The organism is Rhodococcus sp. SGAir0479, from assembly GCF_005484805.1.
Lineage (GTDB): Bacteria > Actinomycetota > Actinomycetes > Mycobacteriales > Mycobacteriaceae > Prescottella.
The window spans coordinates 466,115-486,996 of record NZ_CP039432.1; the positions used below are offsets into that span (position 1 = coordinate 466,115).

Sequence of the window (20,882 nt, forward strand, 5' to 3'; positions counted from 1 at the left end):
CGTCAGCTCGGGGAGCCGTCGCCGTGCTTCGCGATCCGCCCCGCGTCGTCGAGTTCCACGGTGACGTCGATCCCGACCTTGCTGAGGAACTCGTAGTCGTGACTGACGATCAGCAGCGCGCCGCGGTAGCCGTCGAGCGCCTCGGCGAGCTGCTCGACGCTGGTGACGTCGAGGTTGTTGGTCGGCTCGTCGAGGATCAGCAGTTGCGCCGGGGGATCGGCCAGCAGCAGCTTGGCGAGTGAGACGCGAAAACGTTCGCCCCCGGACAGGGTGGCCACGGGCCGGTCGGCGGCGTTGCCCCGGATCAGCAGGCGCGCCAACTGGTTTCGGATCCCGGCGGCGGGTGTACCGGACGCGACCGCCTGCACGTTCGCGAGAGCACTCGCCGCGTCGTCGAGGTTGTCGAGCCGCTGCGGCAGGTAGCCGACGCGGTCGGTGAGCAGGACCCCGCCGACGCGGTCCGGGTCGCCGGTGGTGCCGTGGACGAGGTGCTCGACGAGGGTCGACTTGCCGGCGCCGTTGGGGCCGACGAGCGCGACACGTTCGGGGCCCTGCACCACCACGGTGCGTTCGCCGTCCCGGAGTTCGGCGAGACGCCGGCTGCGCGGCACGTCCGGGTCCGGGAGCACCAGGTGGATGTGTTCCTCGTCGCGTATCCGCCGGGTCGCGGCGTCGACGGCGGCCCGGGCGGTGTCGACCTTGTCGTCGAGCGTCGAGCGCATCGTCCCCGCGGACGCCTGGGCGCGGCTGGCCCGGTTTCCCGCGAGGATCTTCGGGATACCGCCGTCCTTCTGGGTCTTCTTCGCGGTGCGTTCGCGGCGGGCCAGTTTGGTCTCGGCCTCGATGCGCTGGCGCTGTTCCACTTTGAGCGCCTGCTGGGCCGACCGCGCCGCCTGGGTAGCCGCCGCCTGCTCCTGCTCGAGGTGCTGCTTCCACTCGCTGTACGGGCCGCCGAAGACCTCGAGTCGGCTGTCGTGCAGCTCCGCGGTGTGTTCCATGTGCTCGAGCAGTTCCAGGTCGTGGCTGACGACGACGAGCGTGCCGGACCACGCGTCGACCATCTCGGCCAGGCGCGCGCGGGTGGGGCGATCGAGGTTGTTCGTGGGCTCGTCGAGCAACGTGACGGGGGTGCGGCGGACCTGCAGACCGGTGATCGCGACGAGCATCGCCTCGCCGCCGGAGAGCGTGTCGACCCGGCGGTCGAGGTCGGCGGCGGAGAACCCGATGTCGTGCAGCGCCTCGTCGGCACGGGCCTCGATGTCCCAGTCGTCGCCGACCGTGTCGAAGTGCTGCGGGGCGACGTCACCGGATTCGATCGCCCGGAGGGCGCGCATGACGGCGTCGATACCGAGCAGCTCTGCCACCGTCGAGTGCTTTCCCAGCGTCAGGGTCTGGGGGAGGTAGCCGACCTCGCCGACGGTGTCGATCCGGCCCGCCGTCGGCTGTAGCAGCCCGGCGACCAGTCGCAGTAGCGTGGACTTTCCGGCGCCGTTGCGCCCGACCAGTCCGGTGCGTCCGGTCGTGAACGTGCCGCTCACCCGGTCGAGCGCGACGGTGCCGTCGGGCCATTCGAAAGTGAGGTCTCGGAGGGTGATCGCGGAAGTGTTGGACATGCTGAGGTTCTCCTTCGCGCGCTCGGGAGCGCGCGGCCGGTCTGGCGACAGTGGGGGAACCGATCACGAGCGCGGTCGAGCAGACGCGGAGCCGGTACTGCGAACACGGAACGAGATCGGTGCGACGCGGACTGGCGAAGGGCAGGGTCGATCGCCGAGGCACGCGGGGCGCGGATTCGGCGAGAGCCACCGGCAGTCCGGTGGCTAGATTCTGTCGACCTCGATATCCATGGCGGGCACTCTATCAGGCACCGAACAGCGTCGAACCCCAGAAGTCGCCGTCGCCGAGGCCCGGCGGCACGGCGAACACCGCGGACCCGACGTGCTTGATGTACTCGTTCAACGCGTCGTTGCGGGCGAGGTTCTGCTGCATCGGCACGAACTGCTTCTGCGGGTCGCGGCAGTACGCGATGAAGAACAGCCCGGCGTCGAGGTGGCCGAAACCGTCCGTGCCGTCGGTGAAGTTGTAGCCACGTCGCAGAATCTGGATTCCGCCGAGCTCCTCCGCGGACGCGAGCCGCACGTGCGCGTCCCTGTCGATCACCGGCCTGCCGCCGGCGCCCTTGGCGTCGAGCTGGAGGTCGTCGAACTCGTCCTTGCGGCCCAGTGGCGCACCGCTGCCCTTGCTGCGCCCGAACACCCGCTCCTGCTCGTGGAGGGTGGTGCGATCCCAGGGTTCGATGAGCATCCGGATCCGTCGGGCGACGAGGTAGGAGCCGCCGGCCATCCACGCCTGGTCGTCCTGCGGGTCCACCCACACGTGCTCCGCCAGCGTGGCCGGGTCCTCGGCCTTGATGTTGCGGGTTCCGTCCTTGAACCCGAACAGGTTCCGGGGCGTCTTCTGGCTCGTCGAGGTGGAGGAGGTGCGTCCGAACCCGAGCTGCGACCACCGCACCGCCACCACACCGAATCCCACCCGGGCGAGGTTGCGCACCGCGTGGACGGCCACCTGCGGGTCGTCGGCGCACGCCTGGATCGCGATGTCGCCGCCCGAGCGCGCCGGTTCGAGTGCGTCGCCGGTGAACTTGGGCAGATCCGCCAACGCGGCGGGGCGTTTGTCCGCGATCCCGAACCGGTCCTCGCCGTTGGTGTCGAACAGCGACGGACCGAAGCCGATGGTCAGCGTCAGCTTCGACGCGTGCAGGTCGAGAGCCTCGCCGGTGTCCGTCGGCGGGCTGTACTCGCCGGCACCGATCGCGCCGTCCTCGGCGGCCTCCTCGCCGGCGGTCATCCGCGCCGCCATCTCGGTCCACTTCTTCAGCATCGCCACCAGCTCGTCTCGCGAGTCGGTGACGACGTCGAACGCGACGAAATGCATTCGGTCCTGCGCGGGCGTGACGATGCCGGCCTGGTGCGCGCCGCGGAACGGCACGACTTCGGCGGCCGACCCCGCGCCCGACGTCTCGGGCGCCGTCAGCCTTCCGGCCGCGACACCCGCTCCCGCGAGCACGGCCCCCGCCCCGACGGCGCCGAACAGGCGACGTCGGGACAGGCCCGGCCGCGATTGCGTCCGGTCCGTGGGGGGCTGCTGGTCACTGTCCGGCGACGACACCCTGCACCTGGCTCACTTCCGCGGACAACGCGTCGATCTTCTGCGACAGGGCCTGTCGCTGCGGCTCGGTGACGGTCTCGTAGGAGACGAAGCCGTCGCCCTGGCGGTACTGCGCGAGCTCGCTGTCCAGGTCGGCGAACCGCTGGTCGATCCGGGCGCCCAGCTCGGGGCTGCGCTCGTCGAGGATCGGGCGCAACGACGCGATCGCGGCCTGCGAGCCGTCCGCGTTGGCCTGGAAGTCGTACAGGTCGGTGTGCGAGAAGATGTCCTCCTCACCGGTGATCTTGGTGCGCGCGATCTCGTCGAGCAGCGTCTGCGCGCCGCCGGCGACCTGGATGGGGTCGACCGCGAAGTCGGGCGCCGCGATGCCGTCGGCGAGCTCCTGGATGTCGGTGAGGAGCTGGTCGGCGATCGCGGCGGTGTCGGGCTGCGGTCCCTGCACCCACAGATCCTTCTCGAGGCGGTGGAAGCCGGTCCAGTGCCAGCCCGGCTCGACGTCCACCTCGCGCAGGTCGATGCGCGGGTCGAGGTCGTCGGGGAAGCTCTCGGCGATCGGCTCGATGCGCTCGTAGTACGTCCGGGTGAGCGGGTACTGCGCCTTCGCCGCCGCGAGATCGCCGGACTTGACCGCGGCCACGAACGCAGCCGCGGTCTCCTGCAGCGCGGACAGCTGGCTGTCGACGTACCGCTTGTAGCCGTCGGCGGCCTCGGCGAGCCGGCCGTCGTCGTCGGTGGCGGCCACCGAGTCGCCCGTGACGACGAAGTCGGTGCGGAGACCGTCGCCGACCATGCCGGGCTTGCACGCGGTGTGGTAAGTCCCGGCCTCGGCGAGGTTGACGATCAGCTGACGGGTCAGCCCCGGTCCCACGTTCTCGACCTCGCCCATCACCCGGTCGCCGTCGCCGTACACGTAGAACTCGGTGACCTTGGAGCCGTTGTTGGTGATCGAGAACGTGGTGTTGCCCGTCGCGCCGCTGTCCGCCGACACCTCGCACGTGCTGTCGGTGGCGGTCACCGTGATCGCCTCGTCGTCGGCGGCCGACTTCGACGTGCAGGCCGCGAGGGCGAGGGGAGCGATCGCGAGCAGGGCGAGCGCGGAGGTCGTACGACGCACGGGCGGAACCTTTCGGGAAACGGTGCTCAGGACGGGACGACGGACGTGTCGGTGGGGTCCGACGCGGACCGTGCCGCGGCGGACCGGGGCCGGACCGGACGGAGGAACAGCGGCAGCACGACCACCAGGTACGCCACCCAGGCGACCACCTGGAGGACGGTGGGGTCGGGGCGGAAGTTGAAGATGCCCTGCAGCACCGTGCCGTACCAGCTGGAGGTGTCGAAGACGGACGAGATGTCGAACGCCATCGTCGATCCGCCCGGTAACCACCCGGCGATCTGCAGGGCGCGCACGCCGTACGCCAGGATGCCCGCCGCGACGACGACGAGGAAGACGCCGGTGTAGCGGAAGAAGCGCGCGAAATCGATCCGCACCGCACCCACGTACAGCAGCACGGTGACGACGGCGGCGACGACGATGCCCAGGAGCAGCCCGACGAGCGGCCACGCGCTGCCGGCCGCGTTCTCGGCGTAGCCCACCAGCAGCAGTGCGGTCTCGACACCCTCGCGGCCCACCGCGAAGAAGGCCATTGCGGCGACGGCGGCGGGGCCGACGGCCAGCGCTCGGTCCAGCCCGGCCCGCAGTTGCCCGGAGATGGAGGAGGCGGCGGTACGCATCCACAGCACCATGGCGGTGACGATCGCGACGGCGACGAGGGACGCCAGTCCGCTGATCAGCTCGGCCGCCATCCCCGTCACCGTCGAGGTGCCGAAGTGGATGACGCCGAAGATCACCGCGACCATCGCCACCGCGGCGCCGACGCCGGTCCAGACCCACTTGAGCGCGTCGCGACGGCCCGCCTTCACGAGGAACGCCACGAGGATCATCACGACGATGCCCGTCTCGAGGCCCTCGCGGACACCGATCAGCCCGCTGCCGAACAGCTGTGTCGCGATGGACGGCGCGGTCGCGCCGGCGGCGAGGACTGACACTGCATGTGCTCCTGAAGCGAGTCGGATGGCCCGGCGGCCTCGGCCCGAACGTAGGCAAGGCAAACCTGGAATAGCCGCGCTGAAAGTAGCACCCCCCGAAGTCCCGCGGAAACCACCCCCGACCTGGGGCTTTTTGTCCAGAATGGGGCTTTGGTCCTGATTCCGGTGAGCGTCACGACCACGCGGTCTGGATGATGGACGCCGTGACGAGACGATCCGCGACCACCGACGAGGCGCCCCCGGGCTACCGCCCGGCGCCGCTGCCGACCCCGCGACCGCCCCGCCCACGACGCCGGTTCCGGACGTTCCTGGTCGCGACCTCCTCGGTGCTGGTGGGCATCGCGGTCGTCACCGTCGCGTCGCGGCTCGACGAGTTCGACCAGCGCGCGCCGCGGATCGAGATCCCCGACGGGATCCCGCCCGGGCCGGGCGCCCCGCTGCCGCCGATCGACGTGAACGCACCCGGCCGCAGCGCGACCCAGCTGCGGGACTGGGCAGCGCCGCTGTCGGAAGCGGTGGCCGTCTCGCCCACCGCGCTCGAGGCGTACGGGTACGCCGCCGCCGTGATGGCGCAGTCCCGGCCGGAGTGCGGCATCGGCTGGACGACCCTCGCCGGCATCGCCTCGGTCGAGAGCAAGCACGGCACCTACCGCGGCGCGAGCGTGGCCGACGACGGTCTCGTCAGCCCGCCGATCCGGGGCATTCCGCTCGACGGCGCGCCGGGTGTGGAGGAGATCCCGGACACCGACGGCGGAACGATGGACGGCGACGCCACCCACGACCGGGCCATGGGCCCGCTGCAGTTCATTCCCGAGACGTGGAAACGGTGGGGCGTGGACGCGAACGGTGACGGGATCGCCGATCCCGACAACATCGACGACGCGGCGCTCACCGCCGCGCGGTACCTCTGCGCACGGGGTGGCGATCTGACCACCGAGGACGGCTGGCGTACGGCGCTGATGGCCTACAACCTGTCCGGGGAGTATCTGCTCGACGTCCGCGAGCGGGCGGCGGCATACTCGGTGGGAGTCCGAAGGTGACCTGTACGGCGGGCGTGCCTCGGGGGCGGGAGTCGGTTACTCCGGTTAGGCTCAGACCTGGCATTATGCATCCGGCGACCGACCGTGGTCGCCTGCCCGTAGACAACCCAGACGCTGCCTCACCGGACCGGCTCGATCCGCCGTCCGGGGCAGCCGTACGAAGCCGCCGAAGGAGAACCATTCGTGGCCATCATTGAGCAGGTCGGAGCTCGCGAGATCCTCGATTCCCGTGGCAACCCCACGGTGGAGGTCGAGGTGCTGCTCGAGGACGGCAGCTTCGCTCGCGCTGCTGTTCCGTCCGGCGCTTCCACCGGCGAGCACGAGGCCGTCGAGCTGCGTGACGGCGGCGACCGCTACCTGGGCAAGGGTGTCGAGAAGGCCGTCGAGGCCGTCCTCGGCGAGATCGCGCCGGCCATCATCGGTCTGGACGCCACCGAGCAGCGCACCGTCGATCAGGCGCTGCTCGACACGGACGGCACCCCGGACAAGTCGCGGTTGGGCGCCAACGCGTTGCTCGGTGCGTCGCTGGCCGTCGCCCGCGCCGGTGCGGAGACCTCCGGCCTGGACCTGTTCCGCTACGTCGGTGGACCCAACGCCCACGTCCTGCCCGTGCCGATGATGAACATCCTCAACGGTGGCGCGCACGCCGACACCGGCGTCGACGTCCAGGAGTTCATGGTCGCGCCCATCGGTGCGGCCACCTTCAAGGAGTCGCTGCGCTGGGGCGCCGAGGTGTACCACTCGCTCAAGGCCGTGCTCAAGCAGAAGGGTCTGTCGACGGGCCTCGGTGACGAGGGTGGCTTCGCGCCCGACGTCGCCGGCACCCGCGAGGCGCTGGACCTGATCAGCGAGGCCATCGCGAAGACCGGCCTCAAGCTGGGCTCGGACGTCACGCTGGCGCTCGACGTCGCGGCCACCGAGTTCTACACCGACGGCACCGGCTACAAGTTCGAGGGCAAGATCCGCACCGCCGAGGAGATGGGCGCGTTCTACGCCGAGCTGCTCGGCCAGTACCCGCTGGTCTCGATCGAGGATCCGCTGAGCGAGGACGACTGGGACGGCTGGGTCGCGCTCACCGAGCAGATCGGCAACAAGATCCAGCTCGTCGGCGACGACCTGTTCGTCACCAACCCCGAGCGTCTCGAGGAGGGCATCGCCAAGGGCGCTGCCAACGCGCTGCTCGTCAAGGTCAACCAGATCGGCACCCTGACCGAGACGCTCGACGCCGTCGACCTCGCACACCGCAACGGCTACAAGACCATGATGAGCCACCGCTCGGGCGAGACCGAGGACACCACGATCGCCGATCTGGCCGTCGCCGTCGGCAGCGGTCAGATCAAGACCGGTGCCCCGGCCCGCAGCGAGCGCGTCGCGAAGTACAACCAGCTGCTGCGTATCGAGGAGCTCCTCGGCGACGCCGCCCGCTACGCGGGCGAGACGGCCTTCCCGCGCTTCGTGTTCGAGGGTGCCGCCAACTGATGACTCAGCGCGGCAGGTCGCGGTCGGGTCGCCCCTCTCCGGGTGGGCGCCCCGCACGCCGCGGTGCCGGTGCGGACCAGGGGCCCAGCCGGTCCCGCCGGATCCGCACCGCGTCTTCTGCCGCGCCGGTGGATCATCACTCCGCGGCCGGATCGGGTTCCGCCGATCCGGCCGCCGGGGCAGCGCCGCCGCGTGCCCGGACCGCCCGCCGGACGGGGCGATCGGCGCCCTCGGCGAGATCCGAGCGCACCTTCTTCGGGCTCTCCACCGGCCGCGCCGTCGTGCTCGCCGTGGTCGTCTGCGCGTTGGCGCTGACGCTCGCGGTGCCGCTGCGGACATACCTCTCGCAGCGGTCCGAGGCCGACCGGCTGGCGACCGAACAGGTGGAGCTCGAGCAGCAGCTCGACGAGCTGCAGCGACAGAAGGAACAGATCGACGATCCCGCGTGGATCGAGTCGCAGGGCCGTGAACGGCTGGGACTGGTGCGGCCGGGGGAGACGCCGTACAAGGTCCAGTTGCCGGGCGACTACAAACCGCCGGTCAAGGACGCGCCGCCTCCGCCGCCGTCCACCGGGGCATGGCACAGCGACCTGTGGCAGAAGCTCACCGGGCCGCTGCCCACCGTCGAACCAGAAGCAGACAATGCGCCGGTGGCCCCCGCGGTGCCGGCCCCCGCACCAGAAGAACCAGGAGTACCCACCGGGTGAGCCAACCGTCCGTCCCCCAGGAAGACCTCGACGCGGTGGAGGCCCAGCTGGGCCGGGCCCCGCGCGGAGTGCTCGCGATCGCCTACCGGTGCCCGGACGGGCAGCCCGGCGTCGTCAAGACCGCCCCGCGTCTGCCCGACGGCACCCCCTTCCCGACCCTCTACTACCTCACCGATCCCCGGCTGACGGCGGAGGCGAGTCGCCTCGAGTCCGCCGGCGTGATGCGGGAGATGACCGAACGGCTCGGCTCCGACGCCGAGCTCGCCGCCGCGTACCGGCGGGCCCACGAGTCCTACCTGGCGGAGCGTGACGAGATCGATTCCCTGGGAACGGATTTCACGGGTGGCGGGATGCCGGAGCGGGTGAAGTGCCTGCACGTGCTCATCGCCCACTCGCTCGCGAAGGGACCGGGAGTCAACCCGCTCGGCGACGAAGCGGTGTCGCTGGCCGCGCACGGACGCCTGCGCGGCACCGCGATTCCCGCGGACTGGCCCGAGTACACGGGCCCGTTCAGCGAGGAGGCCTCCGAGTGACCCGGGTCGCGGCGATCGACTGCGGTACCAACTCGATCCGTCTCCTCGTCGCGGACGCCGACAGCAGTGGCCGGCTCACCGACGTGACCCGACTGATGCGGATCGTGCGGCTGGGCCAGGGTGTGGACGCCAACGGCGCGTTCGCTCCCGAGGCCATCGAGCGGACGCGAGTGGCGCTCACCGAGTACGCCGACATCATTCGCGACACCGGGGCCACGGCGGTGCGGATGGTCGCGACGTCGGCCACCCGGGACGCGGCCAACCGCGAGGACTTCTTCGCGATGACCCGCGAGGTGCTCGGTGCCGTGGTGCCCGGCGCCGAGGCCGAGGTCATCACCGGCGACGAGGAGGCCCGCCTGTCGTTCGCGGGCGCGGTCGGCGAGCTCGACGCCGCCGAGGGCCCGTTCGTCGTGGTCGACCTCGGCGGTGGATCCACCGAGGTGGTGCTCGGCGACAGCGCCGGCGTCCACGCCGCGTTCTCCGCCGACATCGGCTGCGTCCGAATCACCGAGCGTTGCCTGCACGACGACCCGCCGACCGGCGAACAGGTTTCTGCGGCACGCGAATTCGCGTCCGAGCGTCTTGCCGAGGCGTTTGCGCGGGTGCCGGTCGAGCAGGCGCGCACCTGGGTCGGCGTCGCCGGCACGATGACGACGCTCTCCGCGGTGGCGCAGGACCTGCCCGAGTACGACGCCGAGCGCGTCCACCTGTCGAGGCTGAGCCTCGACCAGGTGCACGAGGTGGCGCACCGCCTGGTCGACATGACCCACGACCAGCGCGCCGCCCTCGGCCCCATGCACCCGGGTCGGGTGGACGTCATCGGCGGCGGCGCCATCGTCACCGCTGTACTGGCGGACGAGCTCGCGCGCCGGGCCGGAATCGGTGAACTGGTCGTGAGCGAGCACGACATCCTGGACGGGATTGCAATGTCGATCCCGGTGGATGGGTCGTGAATTAGCTCACTGTTTGAGCCGCTTACACTGTTCAGAGTTCCCACTGTGGTGGGCCACCGGAGTCGGGCCGGTGGTGGGCCCCCATAGCCCAATTGGCAGAGGCAGCGGACTTAAAATCCGCCGAGTCTGGGTTCGAGTCCCAGTGGGGGCACCACGTCCCGTCCACCGACGGCTCACGGCTTCACAGGTCCCGTCCACCGCCTTTCCGGTGGGCGGGACCTGTGCCGTGAGAGACGCGGTCGACGCGCCCCGGCGGTGGTGCCGGCCGCAGTTGCCCACGCGGACTGTCCCTTTCGTCGCGTTGAGTCGTTATGTGCACCGCCGAACGGACGAATACGGCCGATTCCCGTTCGAAGTGTGCCGACACATCCGGGAAGTACCGGCCGCCAGGACGGACCGACGCAGCCGAACTACGAGCAGACGCCGCCCGGTTACGCGCAGATGCCCCCCGGCTACGCGCCGGCGTCACCGGGCTATGCCCCGATGCCCGGTCCGGAGCGCAACGGGCTGGGCTTGGCGGCGCTCATTCTCGGCATTGTCGGCCTGCTGTTCTGCCTCGTCCCGTTGACCGGTTTCATCGGGCTGATCCTCGGGGTGACGGGTCTGGCGCTCGGTCTTGCCGGCCTGAGTCGGGTACGAAAGGGGCAGGCCAGCAACAAGAAGACTGCGGTGTCGGGCGTCGTGCTCAGTGTGCTCGCCGTCGTCGGTGGGATCATCGGCATCGTCATCGTCTTCACTGCCGTCGATCAGTTGGGGGACGACCTCAACGACATCTCCAACGACCTCGACAGCTACACCGAGTGCATCGACCGGGCCGACACCCCGGCGGAGATGAGCGCCTGCAACTGAGGCCGGACGGGGCACCGCGCGTCAGGCCCACCGATGCGCGGTACCCCGCGCTCGCGGAGTGTCGCGATCAGCTCCGGGACTCGCGCACCGTCTGCTGTGCCTCCGGGGTCACCGGGTCGAGGGAGTCGTCGAAGTCGTGGTGCTTCTCGACGAACCCGGCCACGAACGGGCAGATCGGCACGATCCGCTTCGCGTGGGCGACGGTGTCCTCGAGGGCCGCGCGGATCAGCGTGCTGGCGAGTCCGCGGCCGGAGAAGCGCTCGTCGATCTCGGTGTGGAAGAAGATCCGCTGGTCGCCGCTGTCGACGAATTCGGTGAAACCGGCCCGTGTGTCGCCGACACGGATTTCGTAGCGCCGGGTGTCGGCGTGGACCTCGGGTTGTGCGTCGAGTTCGTCGGTCATGTTTCCACTATGACGCCGCCGGCCGGACGGGGCGAGTCCGCCCCCGGCGTCAGGACCCCACCTTGGGGGTGGCGCGGTCGATGATCGGAGCCAGATCGAGTCCCGCGGGCAGCGTGCCGAACACGCTGCCCCAGTCGCCGTCCAGACGCGTCGCGCAGAAGGCGTCGGACACCGCGGGGTGACCGTGCCGGACCAGGAGTGCGCCCTGCAGCGCCAGCGCCATGTCGCCCACCACCCGGCGGGCCCGCAGCTGCAGGGTGTCGAAGTCGGTGAACGAGGCCTTCAGCCGTTCGACGGCGGCGTCGAGGCGCGCGTCGGCGCCCGCGCTGTCGTCGAGCTCGTCGAAGAAGGCCTCGACCGTCTCGGGCTGGCGGGCCATCGCGCGCAGGACGTCGAGCGCCGCGACGTTGCCCGATCCCTCCCACACCGACAGCAACGGTGCCTCCCGGTACAGCCGCGGCATCCGCGACTCCTCGACATAGCCGTTGCCGCCCAAGCACTCCAGGGCCTCGGCCGCGTGCACGGGGCCGCGTTTGCACACGTAGTACTTGCTCACCGCGAGCGCGACGCGGCGCAGGATCGACGCCTGCGGGTCACCGTTGTCGGCGCGGTCGTTGAGCCCGGCCAGCCACAGCGCGACCGTGGTCGCGGCCTCCGACTCGACGGCCAGGTCGGCGAGGACGTTGCGCATCAGCGGCTGGTCGATCAGGTGTGCACCGAATGCGCTGCGGTGCATCGCGTGGTGCGCGGCCTGCGTCACGCCGACGCGCATGCCGGTCGCGGTCCCGATCGTGCAGTCGAGCCGCGTCATGTTCACCATCTCGATGATGGTCCGGACGCCGCGGCCCCCGGGCCCGACGCGCCACGCGACGGCCTCGTCGTACTCCACCTCGCTGCTCGCGTTGGAGTGATTGCCGAGCTTGTCCTTGAGCCGCTGCAGGTGCATCGCGTTGCGGGTGCCGTCCGGCAGCACCCGCGGCAGCAGGAAGCACGTCAGGCCCTCGGGCGCCTGCGCCAGCACCAGGAAGATGTCCGACATCGGGGCGGAGGTGAACCACTTGTGCCCGGTGAGCAGATAGGAGCCGTCGGACTGGGGGACCGCGCGGGTGGTTCCCGCCCGGACGTCCGAACCGCCCTGCTTCTCGGTCATCGACATGCCCGCGATCAACCCGGGCTTGGTGAGTGGCGCGCGCAGTTCCGGGTCGTAGACGCGGGCCGTGAGTAGCGGTTCGTACTGCAGCGCCAGTTCGGGCTCGTGGCGCAGCGCCGGAACCGCGGCGTAGGTCATCGAGATCGGGCACCCGTGGCCGGCATCGACCTGACCCCACACCGCCATCTTGGCGGCGCGGACGAGGTGCGCGTGCGGGCTCGGATCCGCCCACGGGGCGCCGTGCAGGCCCAGTTCGACCGCGGTGTCCATCAGCTGGTGATAGGCCGGGTCGTAGTCCACCTCGTCGATGCGGTGGCCGTAGCGATCGTGCGTGCGCAGCGCCGGCGGGTGGGCTTCCGCGAGGTCGCCCAGGGTCTGCGCGTCGGCGCTGCCGGCCAGCCGCCCCACCCGGTGCACCTCGTCGAGCGCATCGTGGGCACCCTCGCGCTGCAGCGCCTCGAGGATCGGCGGGTAGGCGGCCGCGTCGTGGTCGATCAGCGGCGGAACCTGGTTGGTGACCTCGTGCGTGACCCTCATGCGACCCCCTGGTGCCGGTGACCCTCGAGTGCAGTCAATGCCGGATGGGGTGGCTCGTCAAGCACCCGCGACGCGCGGCGACGGAATAACCGCGGTCCGGACGGGGTTCGTCGCATATAGTTGAAACTTGAAATACTTGGGAGGCAGGTATGCAGTTCGGAATCTTCACGGTCGGTGACGTGACCACGGACCCCACCACCGGGCGGACCCCGACCGAGGCGGAGCGCATCAAGGCCATGGTCGCGATCGCGCAGAAGGCCGAGGAGGTGGGGCTCGACGTCTTCGCGACCGGCGAGCACCACAACCCGCCGTTCGTGCCGTCCTCGCCGACCACCATGCTGGGCTACATCGCGGCGCGCACCGAGCGGATCGTGCTGTCGACCTCGACCACGCTCATCACCACCAACGACCCGGTGAAGATCGCCGAGGACTTCGCCATGCTCCAGCACCTGGCCGACGGTCGCGTCGACCTCATGCTCGGCCGCGGCAACACCGGTCCGGTGTACCCGTGGTTCGGCAAGGACATTCGCGAGGGCATCCCGCTGGCGATCGAGAACTACGCGCTGCTGCACAAGCTGTGGCGCGAGGACGTCGTGAACTGGCAGGGCCGGTTCCGGACGCCGCTGCAGTCGTTCACCTCGACGCCGCGTCCGCTCGACGACGTCCCGCCGTTCGTGTGGCACGGCTCGATCCGCAGCCCCGAGATCGCGGAACAGGCCGCCTACTACGGCGACGGCTTCTTCGCGAACAACATCTTCTGGCCCAAGGAGCACTTCATCCAGCTGATCAACCTCTACCGGCGGCGCTACGAGCACTACGGCCACGGCTCGGCGGACCAGGCGATCGTCGGGCTGGGCGGCCAGGTGTTCATGCGCAAGAACTCCCAGGACGCCGTCCGCGAGTTCCGGCCGTACTTCGACAACGCCCCCGTCTACGGGCACGGCCCGTCGCTCGAGGAGTTCACCGAGGAGACCCCGCTCACGGTCGGCAGCCCGCAGGAGGTCATCGACAAGACCCTGACTTTCCGCGAGAGCTTCGGGGACTACCAGCGCCAGCTGTTCCTCATGGACCACGCCGGCTTGCCCCTGAAGACCGTGCTCGAGCAGCTGGATCTGCTGGGCGAGGAGGTCGTGCCGGTGCTCCGACGCGAGATGGCCGCGCGGCGTCCCGCCCACGTGCCGGACGCGCCGACCCACGCGTCGCTGCTGGCCCGTCGCAACGAGGAGGTGCTGTCGTGAGCGAGACGAACACCCGGACCCTGACGGTGGTCTCGGCGGGGCTGACGCAGCCGTCGTCGAGCCGCCTGCTGGCCGACCGGCTCTCGGCCGCGACCACCGACGCGCTCGCCGATCGGGGGCTGGTCGCCGACGTCGAGATCGTCGAACTGCGCGACCACGCCCACGCGATCACCGACAACCTGCTCACCGGGTTTCCCGGTGGCGCACTGCGGACGGTGACGGAGCGGGTCGCCGCGTCCGACGGCCTGATCGCGGTGACCCCGATCTTCAACGCCTCCTACAGCGGGCTGTTCAAGGAGTTCTTCGACGTCCTCGAGCCGGGCACGCTCGACGGCGCGCCGGTGCTGCTGGGCGCGACCGGCGGTACCGCGCGGCACTCGCTCGCGCTCGAGCACGCCGTCCGTCCGATGTTCGCGTACCTGCGTGCGGCGCCGGTGCCGACCGCCGTCTACGCGGCGTCGGAGGACTGGGCCGGCGCGGACGATCGGGATGGAGGACTCGCGCAGCGGATCGCCCGGGCCGGAGACGAGCTGGCCGCCGCGGTGGCGGGGCGCGAGCGGACCGAGCGCGCGGACCCGTTCGAGAACTCGGTGCCGTTCGAGGAATTGCTGGCCCGGCAGACACCGTAACTGACTCGCCAGTAAGATCCCCGCTGGAGAGGCATCGTCGACAGGGGAGTGGTCGTGCTGCAAGCGAACTGGTGGGCGCGGGCGAACGTGTCGCTGCGCAACGCGTGGGGACTGACCTTCGGGGACGGGGTCGCACCCGACCGGCGAACCCCGTCGACGTCGGTTCATCGCGAACACCACCGGGATCTGTACCGGTACGGTCCCGGCGGCCGGCGCCCCGTGCTGCTCGTCCCGCCGCTCGCGGTGCCGATGCACTGCTACGACCTGCGGCCCGGGCAGAGTCTCGTGGCGCACCTGCTCGGGAGCGGGCGGACACCGTACGTCGTCGACTACGGGACGATGGGCTACGGCGACCGCGGCCTCGGCTTCGAGGAGTGGATCGACGACATCGTCCCGGGTGCCCTGCGCCGGGTCAGCGGGTTGCACGGCGGCGCCCCCGTCGACGTCGTCGGCTGGAGTCTCGGCGGAACGCTGTCACTGCTCACCGCGTCCGCGCATCCGGACCTGCCGATCGCGTCGATCACCGCGCTCGGTACCCCGATCGACTACTCCGCGATCCCCACCATGGCGGCGGCCCGCGCCGTCGCGCGCGTCACCGGTCACCGGCCCGTCACCGAGGTGACCCGGCTGCTGGGAGGCGTGCCCGCGCCGCTGGTCCAGCTCGCCTACCGGGCGACCGCGCCGCAGCGCGAGCTGCTCAAACCGTGGTTCGTCGTACGCCACCTCGACGACACCGAGACGCTCGCCCGGATGGAGGCCATCGACCGCTTCATGGGGCGGATGCCCGGCTACCGGCGCGGGTGTTCTACCAGATGGCCGAGGAACTGGTCCTGGGCAACGGGTTGTTCGAGGGTCGGGTCACGTTGGGCGGCAAGACGATCAAACTCGCCGAACTCCGGGTTCCGGTGCTCGCGGTCGGTGGTGCGGACGACGTCATCGCCACCGCGGACTCCGTCGGCGCGATCGTCGACGTGCTCACCGGGTCCCCGGAGGTGCGATTCGAGACCGTCCCGGGCAGTCACCTGGGGCTGCTGGCCGGGCCGGGCGCGAAGGACACCACGTGGCGCCGGATCGATGCGTTCCTGAGCGAGCGCGCGGGGGACTGACGGTCAGTCCTCGAGCAGCACCCGGCGGCTGGCGGCGATCGCGCTCTGCGCGGTCAACCCGCCGTCGAGCACCAGCGTCTGGCCGCTCATGTACCGCGACTCCTCGGACGCCAGATACACCATCGCCCAACCGATGTCGTCCGGATCGCCGATCATGTCGAGCGCGTTGTGCCGCTGGATGTCGGCGATGACGTCCCCGGGCACGTTGTCGCGCAGCGCCGGGGTCATGATCGCGCCCGGGGCGATCGCGTTGCAGCGCACGTTGTGCCGGCCGTACTGGGTGGCCACGTACTGGGTCAGCCGGATCACCGCGGCCTTGGACGCGCCGTACGCACACTGCAGTACGTCGCCGACCAGGCCGGCCACCGACACCGTGTTCACGATCGAGCCGCCGCCCGCCGAGATCATGTGCGGCAGTGCCAGCCGCGAGGCGACGACGGTGCTGCGCGCGTTGAGTGCCATCGCCCGATCCCATTCGGCCAGGTCCATGCGCAGCAGGTCGAGGTCGGTGCGCGGATTGCTGCCGCCGACGTGATTGCACAGCACGTCGATGCCGTCGAACTCCTCGACCGCCCGTTCGATCATCGCCGCCACCGACGACTCGTCCATCACGTCCACGCCGATCCCGACGGCCCGGCCGCCCTCGAGTCCGATCTGTTCGGCCGCCTCACCGGCGGCGTCGGCGTCCAGGTCCGCGATCAGCACGCGGGCGCCCTCGCCGGCCATCAGGCCCGCCGCCGCCCGCCCGATTCCGCTCGCGGCGCCGGTGATGACGACCCTCTTGCCGTCCAGTCGGTTCATGGTGGTCCTCTCTCGTCGGACGCCCCCGCACCGTCCAGTGTGACGCCCGCCGGACGCGCCCGTCCGGGCTTCGAGGACACTTGTCGTCATGCTCTCCGTCGACGACCTCTTCAGCCGCCTGCGGCGCCATCCCGACGTCGAGGCGCCCAATCTGTTCGCCGTCGACGCGGCGGATCGGCTGATCCTCGACGAGGCGGCGGACGCGCTCGCGGCCGCGCCCACCGGGTCGCTCGTCGTGATCGGCGACCACTACGGCGCCCTCACCCTGGGCGCCGCAGTCCGCTTCGGCGCCAACGACATCCGGGTGCACCAGGATCCTTTGACCGGGGAGCTCGCGCTGGCGAACAACGCGGACGCGGCCGGGTTGTCCGACGTCTACCGGGCGTACGCGCTGGATGCGGAGCTGCTCGGGGGAGCGCGGGTGGTGCTGTTGCAGTTGCCGCGCAGCCTCGACGAACTGGACGAGATCGCCGACGCGATCGCCCGGTACGCCCACCCCGACGTCGTCGTCTACGCGGGCGGACGGAACAAACACATCACCTCCGCCATGAACGACGTGCTGCGGCGCTCGTTCGTGAACGTCCGGGCCACGCTCGGCCGGCAGAAGTCGCGGGTGCTCGTCGCCGACACCCCGCGGGAGGTTCCGGCGACGCCGCCGTTCCCGGTGGTCGACCATCTCGGGGAACTCGGACTCGACGTCGTCGCCCACGGCGCGGTGTTCGCCGGCCCCCGGCTCGACATCGGCACACGGTTCCTGCTGGAGTTCCTGCCCCGGATGCGCGATGCCGACACCGCCGTCGACCTCGGCTGCGGGACCGGCATCCTGGCGGTCGGTCTCGCGCAGGCACAGCCCTCGGTGCACGTGACGGCGAGCGACCAGTCGGCCGCTGCCGTCGCGTCCGCCGCGGCTACCGCGGAAGCCAACGGCGTCGGGGACCGCGTCCGGGTGCTGCGCGACGACGCCGTCGCCTCACTGCCGGAGGCCGGTGTCGACCTGATCGTGTGCAACCCGCCGTTCCACGTCGGGGCCGCCGTGCACACGGGCGGCGCCGGCAAGATGTTCGCCGCAGCCGGCCGCGTCCTGCGGTCGGGCGGGGAACTGTGGACCGTCTACAACACCCACCTCGGCTACCGGGACGCGTTGCGGCGCGCGGTCGGGCCGACCGAGGTGATCGGCCGGAACGCGAAGTTCACCGTCACCCGATCCGTGCGCGCACGCTAGACGTCCGTCACTCCACCGGACCGCCGCCGGACGCGTCGCCGTCGACCTGGCCGCGGTGCAGGCCGACGTCCTCGACGATGACGCCGTCGATGATCTCGGCGCCCTGCAGCTCGTCGTCGTCCTCGCTCTCCTCGCCGGTCGGGGGAACGTCCGGTTCCTCCTCGGCGAGGCGCTGGTCGAGGCTCTCGCCCTCCTCGGCCTCACGCAGCGTGGTGCCGAAACGGTTCGCCTCGCTCCAGTGGTCCGGCGGGTCGACGACGTCGTCGCCGTCCTCGTTGCGGACCTCGTCGGAGTCGAGGCTCTCGCTGACGTCCAGGGTGTCGTCCGGTCCCTCTTCGATGCCCATGCCCCCATTGTCGGCCGGACGGCGTCGACCGGACAGCGTTTTCGCGTTGGCGAGACGCCCCAGGCGATACGGTTCCTGTGGGTCCTCGTATGGCATTCGCGAGGGACCGACCGGTAGAGTCCGAATTGTCCAACTCGATCGCGTGCTGTGGGAACTTTCCCCTCCGTGCGGGACGTTGTACGGACAGCGATGCCGGATTGCCCCGGCCGACTCGGGCCCCGCGAGGGCGCGACCGACGACCACGAGAAGGGATGTGCACGGTGCGCACCACCAGCAACCCGGTGTTCCGCAACCTGCCCAAGCAGGAGGGCGGATACGCCACTTTCGGATCTGCGCAGGCAGGTGCCGCGCAGGTGGCACAGGAATACGGCTACGGCCAGCGTCCGGCGCCCGAGCAGTACCAGACGCCGCAGCGCTCCATGACGATCGACGACGTCGTCACCAAGACCGCGATCACGCTCGGTGTGCTCACCGTGGCCGCCGTCATCTCGTACTTCCTCGTCGACAGCAACGAGGCGCTGGCCGCCCCGTTCGTCATCGGCGGCGGCCTCATCGGCTTCGTGCTGGTGATGATCGCCTCGTTCGGCCGCAAGATGGACAACCCGGCGATCGTCCTCGCCTACGCGGCATGTGAGGGCGTCTTCCTCGGTGCTTTCTCGTTTCTCTTCACGAACCGAATCATCCAGGGCGCTGAAGCGTCGGTGCTGATCGGCCAGGCCGTGCTCGGCACGTTCGGCGTGTTCTTCGGCATGCTGGTCGTCTACAAGACCGGCGCCATCCGCGTCACCCCGCGCCTGACCCGCATGATCATCGGTGGCCTCATCGGCGTCGTCGTGCTCATGATCGGCAACCTGATCGCCAGCTTCTTCACCGACGGCGGCTTCGGCCTGCGTGACGGCGGCACCGTCGCGATCATCTTCAGCCTGGTGTGCATCGCGCTCGCCGCGTTCAGCTTCCTGCTGGACTTCGACGCCGCCGACGAGCTGATCCGTGCGCAGGCGCCCGAGAAGGCCGCCTGGGGCGTCGCCCTCGGCCTCACGGTCACGCTGGTGTGGCTGTACGTCGAGATCCTGCGCCTGCTGAGCTACTTCAACAACGACTAGTCCCACAGCGCCACACGAAGGGCGGCCGTCGCACACGCGACGGCCGCCCTTCGTTTCGTCCGACGCCCCCGCCACACCCGTCCCGGAACCGCTGAACGGGAGTTCACGGCACACTTTCGACCGCAAAGTGTGCCGTGAACTCCCGTTCAGGCCTCGGCGCCGGGGCGAGGACCGTTCAGGGCTCGGGCCGGGGCGAGGACGACGAAGGGGCGGTTACTGCGACAGCGGCCGAAGCCGTGCGCGGTAACCGCCCCTTCGCGGATCAGCAGAGGACTAGCTCAGGCGCTCGAGCACCATCGCCATGCCCTGGCCGCCGCCGACACACATGGTCTCGACGCCGAACTGCTTGTCCTGCGTCTGCAGGTTGTTGAGCAGCGTCGCGGTGATGCGGGCGCCGGTCATACCGAACGGGTGGCCGACGGCGATCGAGCCGCCGGAGACGTTCAGCTTGTCCTCGTCGATGCCCAGTTCGCGAGCCGAACCCAGCACCTGCACCGCGAAGGCCTCGTTGATCTCGAACAGGTCGATGTCGCTGATCGACTTGCCGGCGAGCTTGAGAGCCTTCTTGGTGGCCTCGATCGGACCGAGGCCCATGATCTCGGGGGACAGGCCGGAGACCGCGGTGGACACGACGCGCGCGAGCGGGGTCAGGCCCAGCTCCTTGGCCTTCGTGTCGCTCATGATGACGAGCGCGGCGGCGCCGTCGTTGAGCGGGCAGCAGTTGCCGGCGGTGATGGTGCCGTCCGGACGGAAGACCGGCTTGAGCTGGCTGACGGCGTCGTAGGTGACGCCGGCGCGCGGGCCGTCGTCCTTGGTGACGACGGTGCCGTCGGCCAGGGTGACCGGCGTGATCTCCCGCTCGAAGAAGCCGGACTTGATGGCTTCCTCGGCGCGGTTCTGCGAACGGACGCCCCAGTGGTCCTGGTCCTCGCGGCTGATGCCGGTCAGCTGTGCGACGTTCTCGGCGGTCTGGCCCATCGCGATGTACGCGTCGGGGACGATGCCGTTCTCGCGCGGGTCGCTCCACTGCACGCCACCCTGGGCGGCGATGGCGGTGCGCTCCATGGCCTCGGCGAAGAACGGGTTCTTCGTGTCCGGCAGCGAGTCCGAGTTGCCGGCCGCGAAGCTCGACACCGACTCGACACCGGCGGAGATGAACACGTCACCCTCGCCGGCCTTGATCGCGTGCAGCGCCATGCGGGTGGTCTGCAGCGACGACGAGCAGTAGCGGGTGATCGTGGTGCCGGGCAGGGTGTCGTACCCGAGCTTGATGGCGACGATGCGGCCCATGTTGAAACCGGCCTTGCCGCCGGGCAGACCACAGCCGAGCATCAGATCGTCGATGTCGGTGGGATCGAGCTCCGGAACCTTGGCGATCGCGGCGGCGATCATCTGCGCGGCCAGATCGTCCGGACGCATGCTTGCCAGCGAGCCCTTGACGGCACGGCCGATGGGCGAACGAGCAACGGAGACAATGACTGCCTCAGGCATGGAAACTCCTTCTAGGGTTGGTCTCTTCGACCATGAACTTACGTTGCCGTCCCACTATCTCCATCCCGCTGCCTCCCCTGCGGG

19 protein-coding genes, 1 tRNA gene and 2 pseudogenes are annotated in these 20,882 nt (G+C 70.4%); 12 read left to right on the forward strand and 10 right to left on the reverse strand.

Annotation, left to right across the window (positions count from 1 at the left end):
• Positions 1-2: 2 nt before the first annotated feature.
• From E7742_RS02235 to efeU, 5 genes and pseudogenes are all read right to left on the reverse strand, one after another.
• The gene (locus tag E7742_RS02235) at positions 3-1,061 is read right to left on the reverse strand and encodes an ATP-binding cassette domain-containing protein (protein ID WP_441346904.1); all 1,059 of its coding nucleotides are present in this window, start codon (positions 1,059-1,061) and stop codon (positions 3-5) included.
• Positions 1,062-1,109: 48 nt separating this feature from the next.
• A pseudogene (locus E7742_RS23850) lies at positions 1,110-1,613 on the reverse strand (ATP-binding cassette domain-containing protein); the annotation flags it as partial.
• Positions 1,614-1,857: 244 nt separating this feature from the next.
• Positions 1,858-3,165, reverse strand: coding sequence for an iron uptake transporter deferrochelatase/peroxidase subunit (efeB, locus tag E7742_RS02240; RefSeq protein WP_137797439.1), 1,308 nt, complete (start codon positions 3,163-3,165; stop codon positions 1,858-1,860).
• On the reverse strand, positions 3,146-4,279 hold the full coding sequence (efeO, locus tag E7742_RS02245) for an iron uptake system protein EfeO (RefSeq protein WP_137797440.1): 1,134 nt from the start codon (positions 4,277-4,279) through the stop codon (positions 3,146-3,148). The genes efeB and efeO overlap by 20 nt, the downstream gene beginning before the upstream one ends.
• A gap of 26 nt (positions 4,280-4,305) precedes the next feature.
• The gene (gene efeU, locus E7742_RS02250; protein ID WP_137797441.1) at positions 4,306-5,211 is read right to left on the reverse strand and encodes an iron uptake transporter permease EfeU; all 906 of its coding nucleotides are present in this window, start codon (positions 5,209-5,211) and stop codon (positions 4,306-4,308) included.
• A gap of 194 nt (positions 5,212-5,405) precedes the next feature.
• Here efeU and E7742_RS02255 point away from each other — a divergent pair, with 194 nt between their 5' ends.
• The 7 genes from E7742_RS02255 to E7742_RS02285 all read left to right on the forward strand — a co-directional run bounded on the left by E7742_RS02255 (position 5,406) and on the right by E7742_RS02285 (position 10,772).
• Complete coding sequence (locus E7742_RS02255; RefSeq protein ID WP_254699136.1) at positions 5,406-6,251, forward strand: lytic transglycosylase domain-containing protein; 846 nt, start codon at positions 5,406-5,408, stop codon at positions 6,249-6,251.
• 183 nt (positions 6,252-6,434) lie between these two features.
• Complete coding sequence (gene eno, locus E7742_RS02260; RefSeq protein ID WP_137797443.1) at positions 6,435-7,730, forward strand: phosphopyruvate hydratase; 1,296 nt, start codon at positions 6,435-6,437, stop codon at positions 7,728-7,730.
• Positions 7,731-7,858: 128 nt separating this feature from the next.
• Complete coding sequence (locus tag E7742_RS02265) at positions 7,859-8,437, forward strand: FtsB family cell division protein (RefSeq protein WP_254699137.1); 579 nt, start codon at positions 7,859-7,861, stop codon at positions 8,435-8,437.
• Positions 8,434-8,970, forward strand: coding sequence for a DUF501 domain-containing protein (locus E7742_RS02270; RefSeq protein ID WP_137797445.1), 537 nt, complete (start codon positions 8,434-8,436; stop codon positions 8,968-8,970). Before E7742_RS02265 ends, E7742_RS02270 begins: the two co-directional genes overlap by 4 nt.
• On the forward strand, positions 8,967-9,923 hold the full coding sequence (locus E7742_RS02275) for a Ppx/GppA phosphatase family protein (RefSeq protein ID WP_137797446.1): 957 nt from the start codon (positions 8,967-8,969) through the stop codon (positions 9,921-9,923). Before E7742_RS02270 ends, E7742_RS02275 begins: the two co-directional genes overlap by 4 nt.
• Before the next feature lie 77 nt (positions 9,924-10,000).
• Positions 10,001-10,077: transfer RNA gene (locus E7742_RS02280), tRNA-Leu, on the forward strand.
• Positions 10,078-10,280: 203 nt separating this feature from the next.
• Positions 10,281-10,772, forward strand: coding sequence for a DUF4190 domain-containing protein (locus E7742_RS02285; protein WP_254699138.1), 492 nt, complete (start codon positions 10,281-10,283; stop codon positions 10,770-10,772).
• A gap of 67 nt (positions 10,773-10,839) precedes the next feature.
• Here E7742_RS02285 and E7742_RS02290 read toward each other — a convergent pair whose 3' ends face one another.
• Both E7742_RS02290 and E7742_RS02295 read right to left on the reverse strand, forming a co-directional pair.
• Positions 10,840-11,175: a GNAT family N-acetyltransferase gene (locus tag E7742_RS02290; protein WP_137797447.1), complete on the reverse strand. Its 336-nt coding sequence runs from the start codon at positions 11,173-11,175 to the stop codon at positions 10,840-10,842.
• 49 nt (positions 11,176-11,224) lie between these two features.
• On the reverse strand, positions 11,225-12,862 hold the full coding sequence (locus E7742_RS02295; RefSeq protein ID WP_137797448.1) for an acyl-CoA dehydrogenase family protein: 1,638 nt from the start codon (positions 12,860-12,862) through the stop codon (positions 11,225-11,227).
• A gap of 149 nt (positions 12,863-13,011) precedes the next feature.
• Between E7742_RS02295 and E7742_RS02300 the strand changes: the two genes are divergently transcribed.
• The 3 genes and pseudogenes from E7742_RS02300 (at position 13,012) to E7742_RS02310 (ending at position 15,835) form a co-directional block, all read left to right on the forward strand.
• Entirely contained in the window at positions 13,012-14,100 is a 1,089-nt protein-coding gene (locus tag E7742_RS02300; protein WP_137797449.1) for an LLM class flavin-dependent oxidoreductase, read from the forward strand.
• The gene (locus tag E7742_RS02305; protein WP_137797450.1) at positions 14,097-14,729 is read left to right on the forward strand and encodes an FMN reductase; all 633 of its coding nucleotides are present in this window, start codon (positions 14,097-14,099) and stop codon (positions 14,727-14,729) included. The genes E7742_RS02300 and E7742_RS02305 overlap by 4 nt, the downstream gene beginning before the upstream one ends.
• A 54-nt stretch (positions 14,730-14,783) precedes the next feature.
• Positions 14,784-15,835, forward strand: a pseudogene (locus E7742_RS02310) (alpha/beta fold hydrolase).
• A gap of 3 nt (positions 15,836-15,838) precedes the next feature.
• Here E7742_RS02310 and E7742_RS02315 read toward each other — a convergent pair.
• Positions 15,839-16,636, reverse strand: a complete 798-nt coding sequence (locus E7742_RS02315) for an SDR family NAD(P)-dependent oxidoreductase (protein ID WP_137797451.1) — start codon at positions 16,634-16,636, stop codon at positions 15,839-15,841.
• Positions 16,637-16,724: 88 nt separating this feature from the next.
• On the opposite strand from E7742_RS02315, the gene E7742_RS02320 reads away from it, so the two are divergent.
• The gene (locus E7742_RS02320; protein WP_137797452.1) at positions 16,725-17,858 is read left to right on the forward strand and encodes a class I SAM-dependent methyltransferase; all 1,134 of its coding nucleotides are present in this window, start codon (positions 16,725-16,727) and stop codon (positions 17,856-17,858) included.
• A 7-nt stretch (positions 17,859-17,865) separates the two neighbouring features.
• Here the strand turns inward: E7742_RS02320 and E7742_RS02325 are convergent, their stop codons facing one another.
• Positions 17,866-18,204, reverse strand: coding sequence for a hypothetical protein (locus tag E7742_RS02325; RefSeq protein ID WP_137797453.1), 339 nt, complete (start codon positions 18,202-18,204; stop codon positions 17,866-17,868).
• A gap of 260 nt (positions 18,205-18,464) precedes the next feature.
• Between E7742_RS02325 and E7742_RS02330 the strand changes: the two genes are divergently transcribed.
• Positions 18,465-19,307, forward strand: coding sequence for a Bax inhibitor-1/YccA family protein (locus tag E7742_RS02330; RefSeq protein WP_175420388.1), 843 nt, complete (start codon positions 18,465-18,467; stop codon positions 19,305-19,307).
• Between the two features lie 273 nt (positions 19,308-19,580).
• Here the strand turns inward: E7742_RS02330 and E7742_RS02335 are convergent, their stop codons facing one another.
• A complete protein-coding gene (locus E7742_RS02335; RefSeq protein ID WP_137797455.1) occupies positions 19,581-20,798 on the reverse strand; it encodes an acetyl-CoA C-acetyltransferase in 1,218 nt (405 codons plus the stop codon).
• Positions 20,799-20,882 lie beyond the last annotated feature (84 nt).

What these genes read in the sequence shown, in the direction of transcription:
- E7742_RS02235 (WP_441346904.1), bottom strand. Translation starts at nt 1,061, where the DNA reads ATGGTCGACGCGTGGTCCGGCACGCTCGTCGTCGTCAGCCACGACCTG.
- E7742_RS02255 (WP_254699136.1), top strand. Translation starts at nt 5,406, where the DNA reads ATGGACGCCGTGACGAGACGATCCGCGACCACCGACGAGGCGCCCCCG.
- E7742_RS02290 (WP_137797447.1), bottom strand. Translation starts at nt 11,175, where the DNA reads ATGACCGACGAACTCGACGCACAACCCGAGGTCCACGCCGACACCCGG.
- E7742_RS02295 (WP_137797448.1), bottom strand. Translation starts at nt 12,862, where the DNA reads ATGAGGGTCACGCACGAGGTCACCAACCAGGTTCCGCCGCTGATCGAC.
- E7742_RS02300 (WP_137797449.1), top strand. Translation starts at nt 13,012, where the DNA reads ATGCAGTTCGGAATCTTCACGGTCGGTGACGTGACCACGGACCCCACC.
- E7742_RS02315 (WP_137797451.1), bottom strand. Translation starts at nt 16,636, where the DNA reads ATGAACCGACTGGACGGCAAGAGGGTCGTCATCACCGGCGCCGCGAGC.
- E7742_RS02320 (WP_137797452.1), top strand. Translation starts at nt 16,725, where the DNA reads ATGCTCTCCGTCGACGACCTCTTCAGCCGCCTGCGGCGCCATCCCGAC.
- E7742_RS02325 (WP_137797453.1), bottom strand. Translation starts at nt 18,204, where the DNA reads ATGGGCATCGAAGAGGGACCGGACGACACCCTGGACGTCAGCGAGAGC.
- E7742_RS02335 (WP_137797455.1), bottom strand. Translation starts at nt 20,798, where the DNA reads ATGCCTGAGGCAGTCATTGTCTCCGTTGCTCGTTCGCCCATCGGCCGT.